4 protein-coding genes are annotated in these 9,152 nt (G+C 37.3%); 1 reads left to right on the forward strand and 3 read right to left on the reverse strand.

Annotation, left to right across the window (positions count from 1 at the left end; genetic code table 11):
• Nucleotides 1–197: 197 nt before the first annotated feature.
• From HRT50_RS08095 to HRT50_RS08105, 3 genes are all read right to left on the reverse strand, one after another.
• Nucleotides 198–890 carry an ABC transporter substrate-binding protein gene (locus HRT50_RS08095; protein WP_291613219.1) on the reverse strand — a complete coding sequence of 231 codons (693 nt, stop codon included), beginning with the start codon at nt 888–890 and terminating at the stop codon, nt 198–200.
• Nucleotides 891–1,554: 664 nt separating this feature from the next.
• Nucleotides 1,555–5,586 carry a translocation/assembly module TamB domain-containing protein gene (locus HRT50_RS08100; RefSeq protein WP_291613221.1) on the reverse strand — a complete coding sequence of 1,344 codons (4,032 nt, stop codon included), beginning with the start codon at nt 5,584–5,586 and terminating at the stop codon, nt 1,555–1,557.
• Nucleotides 5,583–7,400, reverse strand: a complete 1,818-nt coding sequence (locus HRT50_RS08105; protein WP_291613223.1) for an autotransporter assembly complex family protein — start codon at nt 7,398–7,400, stop codon at nt 5,583–5,585. The genes HRT50_RS08100 and HRT50_RS08105 overlap by 4 nt, the downstream gene beginning before the upstream one ends.
• 385 nt (nt 7,401–7,785) lie before the next feature.
• Between HRT50_RS08105 and htpX the strand changes: the two genes are divergently transcribed.
• Complete coding sequence (gene htpX, locus HRT50_RS08110) at nt 7,786–8,685, forward strand: protease HtpX (RefSeq protein ID WP_291613225.1); 900 nt, start codon at nt 7,786–7,788, stop codon at nt 8,683–8,685.
• Nucleotides 8,686–9,152: the final 467 nt, after the last annotated feature.

Genomic DNA, 9,152 nt, shown 5'->3' on the forward strand with positions numbered 1-9,152 from the left:
GTTTGTAGCGCAATACCTTTAGCAGAGTTCAAATCTATATCTCACCGCCACATTCAGAAAAGGCGCTAATCGAAAGGTTAGCGCCTTTTGCAATTAAAACGGTTAAAAATCGACAAAGGGTTTGTAGCGCAGGACCTTAGATTACATACATTTTCTTGTGGCTAATTGACTGTACTTGTACCTAAGTCAGCTATTTTTTAATCGATATAATATTGAGGGTGACTTTTTCTAAATTCAAAAATCAATTGTTTGAATTTTCCTGAATCAAACATCTCCTTAGCAACATGTTCAAATTGTATAATTTTTTTGGCAAAAGGAGACTTTTTTGATATGGCAATATAGGTGTGTGTTTTATCAGTATACGCAAATTTTGCCTTTATTATTTTATCTGATAGCTCCTTATTATGTTCAAGTAAATAGTCACCGTAGTAATCAGTGCTTATTACCGCATCTATTCTTTTTCTAGCCAGCATTCTAAATGCAGACTCTAGTGTATTTACTTCCACTTTTGCAAAGTAATTATCGTTTGCGTAATCAAATTCTTTAAAATGTTTGGCTCCTCGTAGGGTAGCAATGGACAAACCAGCCAAATCAGCAAAGCTATCTATTGCATTACTGCCTTTATGGATAAAAAAAGTTTTCAGCATTGATTCATCAAAAAGCAGCATATGAAATTGCTGTCTACGCTCATCTGAGTCTGTTAGGCCTGCCATAATATCAACGAGACCATGCTTGAGTAGGTGCAGGCACCTCTTAAAAGGGGTGTTTTCGGTAAAGGTTAATTGCAGGCCCATACGTTCAACAAATTTCTTGGTCAACTCTACATTCTCACCTGTAACGATATGATCTGGCAGAATAACTTGTAAGGGAGGATAATGATCAATACACATTTTAATCTTGAGTTGTTGAACTTCATTTGAAAAACAACTCGACGAGAAGCAACAAAAGGTACTAAACAAAAGTAAAATACCTATATTTTTAAATTTTCTCCCTGTTATAAGCATGACAGACCAGTATATTTATCTAGGTTATACAAATTATAGTTTAGAAAAAATGAAAGGGCTTAGCTAAGTAATATTAAGCATTTTAACGTGATTTCACTCGTTTGAATGTAAGGTTTAATTTGTAAGTTAATATAACAATTGTTCTAGTGTTTAGGAGCACGATTCGTATAAAATGAGTGCATGTCTACACATTCTAGTATTGACTGTTATGTAGACAATTGAAGTTATATTGGGGGCGAAAGCACAAATCTTGAAACTGTACCACTTCTAGAGTTCAAATCCCTATATCACCGCCACATTTAGAAAAGGCGCTAATCGAAAGATTAGCGCCTTTTCGCCTCGAGTTTAGTGATGGAATCAAGAGTGGGTTTGTAGCGCAATACCTACGACGTAGAGTTCAAATCTCTATCTCACTGCCAAATTCAGAAAAGACGTTAATCGAAAGATTGACGCAATATTTCTTTGTTTTGCTATTGTTCGTTATGCAAATGTGGTGATGGCTAATCATTGGTATTATCAGTTGTTCAATAACTAACTTTATAAATAGTCATCAATCTATATCAAATGAATAATAGAGATCACTCGATTGTTCAATGCCACTGACAATTTCTAACCATAATCGATTAAGTAAAAATAACCTTACCGTTAATTCATTAATAGGCTCATAGACGCCAATACCATATTTCAAATAGACACGATTACCAATATAACCACTAATGGTTGCTTGTGTAGAGTCGCCTTCGCCTTCAGTGTCTACAGCAATATTATTAATGAGTGGTATCTTCTCTAGTTGATCAAATAAGCCAACGCTATTGGTAACGCCAAAACCAATCAGCATACTTGCGGCTGCAGAGCTACTGCCGCCACCAGAATCTAAGCCTCGCCCTCGAGCTAAATAAGATAACATTTCAGGCGATTCCATTGTGGGCGTAGAGAATAGTTGCATGTCTAAATTGTCCGCTAAACCTGTTATTTGTAGTCCAACTTCAATATCTTCCGCTTTAATATGTCTACTTGCGCGCAAATTAAAATAAGGATTAGTGAGCGGACCGTTAAAGGTTAATTCCCCTTTATCGATAGTTAGCTTTTGTCCATAGGCTTGGTAAGTACCATTTTCTGATTGAATAATACCAAAAAGTTGTAGCGGTTGTTTTTTCTGCTGAGTGACTTGTAATTGGCCAAATAAATTACTTTCTAAACCTTGTCCTGAGACGATAAATGTTTTGGCGATATTGATACTGACATCAGTTTTGATCGCTAAGCCAGACTTTTCCTTAAATACCTCTTTACCTTGATCATCAATAATAATGACATCATCACTCAGATCGACACTGCCTTGTGGCAGTTTTTCAATATTATAACTCCCCGCTAACACATTGAGCATGCCAGTAATTGTCAGTGTTTTTTCTTCTAGGGAAAAATTTAACCTTGGTGATATTTTCATTACTAACTGTGGCGGAAATACTAGCGGCAGTTGCTTGGCGTAAAGGTCGATATCCATGGTGAGATCATCTTGCCATGCCAGCTGACCATTAAGTGTAGCCTTGTTATCTTTTATGGAAAAGTCGCCGATGATTTTTGCCTGATTATTGTCTATTTGCAGTTCAGCGTTAATATGTTCAAGTTTATTGGGGTTTTGGCTTAATAATAACTCGCCATTATCGAGTGTTAAACTACCGTTTATTAATGGCGTTTTTACCGTACCTTTAACGGTTAACAGGGCGCTTACCAAGCCTTGTAAGTTAACGACGTTACTTATTAATCCTTGAAAGGGTTGTAAATTAAATTGATTCAGTTCTATTTGAACATCAATAGGAAAGTCATCAATAAAGTTAACTTTTGAGTTGATGTTAATAAGCGCTTGTTCTTGTGAGTCATGTAACTGAAGTTTACTGGTTAATTGCCCTTGGTTTATGTTGAAGGTAAATTTCCCATGGCGCCATTGGCTAACTTGTTGTTCATTGTACTCATCAATTACTTTTACATTACCTGATGACAAAGAAAAATTTGCCTGGGCCGATATTTCTTGAGTAGGTGACCATTGTGCTTGTATCTCACCTGAAATCCTACTCTGTAGTTGCACCTCTTTGGGTAAAACCACTGCATCGAATAGCGATAAGTCCATGTTTAACCCGAGTGTTATATTACCGGATTCACCAATAATGGCATCGTTAGGCAAACAGATATCAAGATCTGTGCCTTGCCAGCAATGTTTACCTATGAATAATTGCTGTTTATCGACATTAAAATTCAATGAAAAAACGTTATTATTACGCCAAGTTTCTTGCTGATAAGTTAAGGCTGCCTCTTCAATAGTGCTTTGCCATTGATTCAGCGCTTCATACCATTGGCTGGTGAATTTCAACTTGCCAGCAAGGTCGCCTTGCCAATCAAGTTGTAATTGCTGCTGATTAATGTCGCCCGAAACATTAAGAATAATATTTTGCATACTCAACTCGTCACTTTTATTGGTGATGTCTAGCTGTGCATTTTTTAAGGTTAACTGGGCTTTGTGATTGTTAAAGGGCTGATAACTAGCTGTTACCTCAAGAGAAGGGCTATAAAATTTCTGCCATTGCAAATTATTCAACTTGCTATTAAGCGTTATAATGGGGTCTGCTTTACTGCCTTTAATGGTAAAGTCACTGGTGAAAGAGCCACTTACCTCTTTATACCAATGAGCCATGTCAGCAATAAATAATTGACCGTTAACATGCCAGTTATCACCACTGAATGTTTGTAGGGTTAATTGGTCCTGGTCAAAAACAACTAACAGTTTGCCTTGCGCTAAATCACCGGATGAAAAGTAGCCTGATTGATTTAAAGCTATGTCACCTTGAATAATGAGCGCTGAATCATTGATGGTGCCAGAGACATCGGTATCGTTAACTGAGAGCGACCAGTGTGATGCAGACCAAGAGCCAGAACTGGTAATTTCTCCTGAAAGTCGACCATTGATAACGTTCGGTAATATGTCTTCAATAAAACGGGTTTGGCTTGCGGTGTTAAAGTCATTATTAATGTCAGAGTTTTTTTCAGCGAAGGCGTTAGTGCCGATATTAGTGCTGCTATTGTTGATGTTAGTCTCTTCAGGAAATACTAACGCTTTAATATTAATTTTTGGCAAAGTAAAACCGGTGGAATTCGCCGATAATTGCCAACTTGTTAAGTTAGACTGAAAATTAATATTGCCATGTACGGATATTTGACTATCAGAGTCTTGTTCGTTAAAGGCTAACTCTTTAAGCGTAATTAAGCCTTGTTTATGTTTAGCTGATAACTTTAATCGGGCATTTTTATAACCATAGCTATTAAGCTGACTGGTTAAATTAATCGTTTGTTCAATTAAATCACCGGCCACGTTTAAAGACAGTGATGAAGGTTTGCCATATTGTGCTAAAGATAAGGGCAGGGGCAGCTTATCGGCAGATAACTGTAGCTTAAAAGGTAGTTGTTGGTGCGTTAAGTTTATTTGCCCTTGGCTGGTTAAAATAACGCTGCCTTTACTGGCAATATTTACACTTAAGTTATCAAAAGAGCCTTGCAGTGATAGCTCAACAATTGAGTCAGACGCTTGTGGCCAATGTGGTATCTTATCTAGTTGGGCAACTAACTTGGCCTTAATTTTATAAGGCGGTATCAGCTCAGTATTTAGTGTTGACTGCTTTATTTCAAAGTCGGTAGTTGTGGTTTTAAAGTCCGTGATATTAACGTCACTTTTAACCCAAGTACCGCTAAGGTGGCTCTGTTGATAAGGCCATTGCATATCACTTTTGAGGGTACTATTTAGTGTGTTGTTGTTGTTGTTGTTCAGTGTTTGATGATCGATTATGCGTAACTTATCAACGTACAATTGTTGAATATTTAACGATATGGGTAAATAGACTTTTGGTAGTGTACTAAAAACAGCATATATTGAATTTGTGTTAGCTTTTCCATTGTTATTTAGTTGACTGCTTTTGCTTTTTTCCGCGCTAATGCTTTTACTGTTGCTATTTTTGTCGAACACTATGGTTAATTTTTCGGCATTTGGCTGCAAGATAGTAAATTGACTTGCCTTAATATCTACTTGCGCGGTGAACTGCTCAATATCTATTACTGTTTGGTTAATGACTAAATGGCTGTTGCTAAAGGCAACGGCTTTCGCCTCAATAGCAAAGGGCATAACAAACAGGCTATCATGATTTATAGCCGCAGGGTTTACTGTAGCTGTGTCTTTCGACTTTTCCTCTTTGTTTTCGTTGAGATAAGTTAATGAAAAACGGGCCACTTGTAATGATTCAATACACAGTTTTTTCTGCCAACTACAAGAAAAATTAATCTTGGCTGCTAAATCCGTCACCTTAATGTCTAAGGTTGCTAAGTTAAGGTGAAAAGAGTTGAGTTCTATATCTCTTATTAATGAGCCAGCCTTGTAATCAGCATTAATGCCGTCAATGTTGTTTAGTAAGCTAATGGTTAATTGGCTACCGATGGGTGTGGTCAGTAAAACAGTGAACAAACAAAAGAGTAAGGTTAGCCACTTTATTACTTTATAAGTAAGCTTATATGCGACCTTATAAGCTCTATTTCGTCGGGTCATAGTTCGGCGCCTATGCTGATATGAAGTCGCCAACTATTATCTTTATTATCATGTTCATTAATGCCGTAGGCAACATCAACCTTTATCGCGCCCACAGGCGAAATATAGTGCAAACCGGTACCAAAAGAGTAGACCGGCTCAAACTCACCTTTATTGGCAGCACTACCACCGTCAGAAAATAAGGCGACACGCCATTTGTTGTTCAAGTAATATTGGTACTCTATGCTCGCTACCATTAGGCGAGTACTACCGATAACGATAGGTTCGCCTTGCTCAGGATCTGATGACGAAGGAATTGTTGACCCGATAGATTGATAAGCAAAGCCCCTAATACTCTGATCGCCACCCGCATAAAAACGCAAAGAAGGTGCTAAGTCTACATCCCTATCAACATAAATAGCACCGAATTCGGCGCGGGTAACTAGTCGGTGCTTAGCTTTCAAGGTGGTAATATAATTCCAGCGAGCATGAATCCTAAAGAAACTATTATCTGAGCCTGCTTTTAAATGAGCCCCTTCTATATTATATGTTTGGCGAAAACCTTCACTTGGATCTAAGGGCGATCCCGAGCGTTTTGTTTTTGACCAAGTTATGCCAGGAATAAGATAACTGGCACCATCTTCAGACCAATCAATATTCGGTATATTCTCATCAAGATCATACTGCCATACTTCTTTATGATAACGGGTATAAACTTGTCTTTGCCAGTTATTGTAACTTACTAACCTACCAATTTGAGTTGTGAAGAATTGAGTTTTCTGCTCGGCATAGTCCTCATTTTCAATGCTAATTTTAAATTGCAGCAAATCGCTGACAGGATGGCTTAAAGGAATACTATAAATGAACTTTCCTGTTGGATTTATTGTCGAATATTCAAATTTAGTTTCTTGAAAATGTCCATATTTGTTGATTAAAGGCGTACGCCAAGCAGCGGAAAGCCGAAACTCGGTATCGGTAGCATAACCAATACCAAAATCGAATTGATGGCTTTTAGCTGGGGTTAGTGAAACATTAATTGGGATGGTGTATTTATCAGTAACTTTATCTTCAATCTTGTCACCGGGTACTGCGATTATGCTGCCAAAATACTGAGTTGACTGCAGTTGATGCTGTAGTTCATGAAAAGCGCTGGTACTGTAATACTCATCTTTTTGAAAGGGTATTAAGCTTGATAATAATTCAGGCTCTAAATCGAAATCATTAAAAGCAACGTCACCAAATTGATAACGTGGTCCACTTTTATAGTGCAAGGTAATATCAGCGTATTGATATTGCTCTTTTATCGCTATTTTACTTTCAGTTAATTCACCATTGAAATAACCACGCTGTAGGGCTAATGAAAGCAAGTCAGCCTTTAAATCTTCATACTTGCCATGATGGAGGTTTTGTCCGTGCTTAATCTCATGATTATTAAGTAGTGCTTGAAAGGCAATATCTTTACTGGCTTCACCCTCAAGGGTAATGAGTACTTTATCAATTAAAGTTGCCGTATTTAGGGTGATGTTCAGTATAAGCTGCCATGAGTTTTTCTTGGTTTTTTCATTATTAACTTTTTCTGAGATGATGGTTGTAATAATATCTGCTTGATAATAACCAAGGGCTTGTAGTGCTTGTTGGGTGTTCTCTGTGGCGCTATAAATAAAAGCAGAACGCGCTAAGTCAGTATTGGGTAGGGTGCCTAAATGAGAAAGTATATTGTTGTGAATAATTTTTGGCAGTTGACCATTGAGTTTGACAATTAAATTATTGGCGAACACTGGGTGACTTAAAACAAAAATGATAAAGCCGCTTGTTAATATTCTAAGATTTAACATTATGTGCTAAGCCAATAATAAGTGGTTATCATAATTCTAACGTCGCGACCTATAACTAAATGATTACTAATCGATAACTAAACTATTAATTAAATCATACTTTTACATATTATCGCACGAATACAAATATAAAAGCGACTACTGATATGTAAGTAATAGTCCTCAGTATTTAATTTTATTAGTTATGTTTTATAGGCTTATCAATTAAAAGATACTTCTCAAGTACCGAGATAACTATTGTTTTTATACCGTATTGTCGGATAAAACGACCAATAAAAGTTATGCACACAATGTCATTACCAATTCACACATAAAATCACCTAAGAATCGAATATACTTATTTTTATCAAGCCAGCCATTTATTTACTTTACTGTAGGAATAAAAATGAAACGAATATTTCTTTTTTTAATGACCAATATAGCCATTATGTTGGTGTTAAGTGTCACCCTGAGTTTGTTGGGTGTTGATAGTATACTGGCCGAAAACGGCTCAGACTTAAATGTTCAGTCGTTAGTCATACTTTCAGGTGTCATTGGTTTTGGTGGTTCATTTATTTCGTTGTTGATTTCTAAATGGATGGCAAAAAGGATGACCGGTGCAGTGGTTATTAAAGAGCCGGTAACTCATATTGAAAAGTGGCTAATGACTACAATTGAAAAACAAGCAAAAATAGTAGGCATAAAAATGCCTGAAGTGGCAATATTTCCCTCAGGTGAAATGAATGCCTTTGCCACGGGAGCCAGTAAAAATAATGCACTGGTTGCTGTGTCACAAGGTTTACTCGATAATATGGCACAAGGTGAAATTGAAGCGGTACTTGGCCATGAAATGAGTCATGTTGCTAACGGCGATATGGTGACTTTGACGCTTATTCAAGGAGTGGTGAATACCTTTGTGGTATTTTTATCACGACTTGTCGGACATATTGTTGACCGAGTGATCTTGAAAAACGACCGTGGCCACGGCATTGGTTATTTTATTACCGTGATGATTTCACAAGTGGTGTTATCTATACTTGCTAGTACTATCGTCATGTACTTTTCAAGAAAACGTGAGTTTATCGCCGATACGGGTGGCGCTGATTTAGCGGGTCATCAAAATATGATAAACGCTTTAAAACGCTTAGCTCAAAAAGAGCCTGAGGCGCTACCAGAACAGATGGCAGCATTTGGAATAAGCGAAAAAACCAAACAAGGTTTAAGGCAGTTATGGTCTTCACATCCACCTATTGAAGCGAGAATTGCAGCATTAGAAACTCGTGCTAATGCTGAAAATAATAAGTAAACTGTCATACAAATTGCCAGCTATCAGTTAGCTTTTGATGCCGATAAGGTAAAAGTCTTAGTATTGATGATGTAACAGCTAGAACTAGGGCATCATTACTTGCTAGGGATAACGTCATAAATATCCCTATAGGTACTTTATTAAACTTACAACTTGCCCAGCAGCTCTCTACCGTAAAGTAAAAAACAGCTGTTGTTCTTGTTGCTGTTAAATACAAACCAGGGTAGCTGTGCTGGTTTTTGAAACAACTTGATCATTAAATCCTCGAACAAGCTGTTTTGATGAGTTTATTGAACTATTTTTGCATTTAACACTTTACAAGTAGGGCGCCAGTACTTAAAATGCGCCCACTTTCAAGGAATAGCAAAAACCTTTTCTTGTAAGTAACTTGGTGAGATGGCTGAGTGGTCGAAAGCACCGGTCTTGAAAACCGGCAAGGGTTTGTAGCCCTTCTAGAGTTCAAATCT

It is taken from the genome of Colwellia sp. (assembly GCF_013215345.1).
Classification (GTDB): Bacteria; Pseudomonadota; Gammaproteobacteria; order Enterobacterales; family Alteromonadaceae; genus Colwellia.

Bases quoted from the DNA above. Each gene is read 5' to 3' on its own strand.
- HRT50_RS08100 (WP_291613221.1), bottom strand. From the start codon at position 5,586: ATGACCCGACGAAATAGAGCTTATAAGGTCGCATATAAGCTTACTTAT.
- HRT50_RS08095 (WP_291613219.1), bottom strand. From the start codon at position 890: ATGTGTATTGATCATTATCCTCCCTTACAAGTTATTCTGCCAGATCAT.
- htpX (WP_291613225.1), top strand. From the start codon at position 7,786: ATGAAACGAATATTTCTTTTTTTAATGACCAATATAGCCATTATGTTG.
- HRT50_RS08105 (WP_291613223.1), bottom strand. From the start codon at position 7,400: ATGTTAAATCTTAGAATATTAACAAGCGGCTTTATCATTTTTGTTTTA.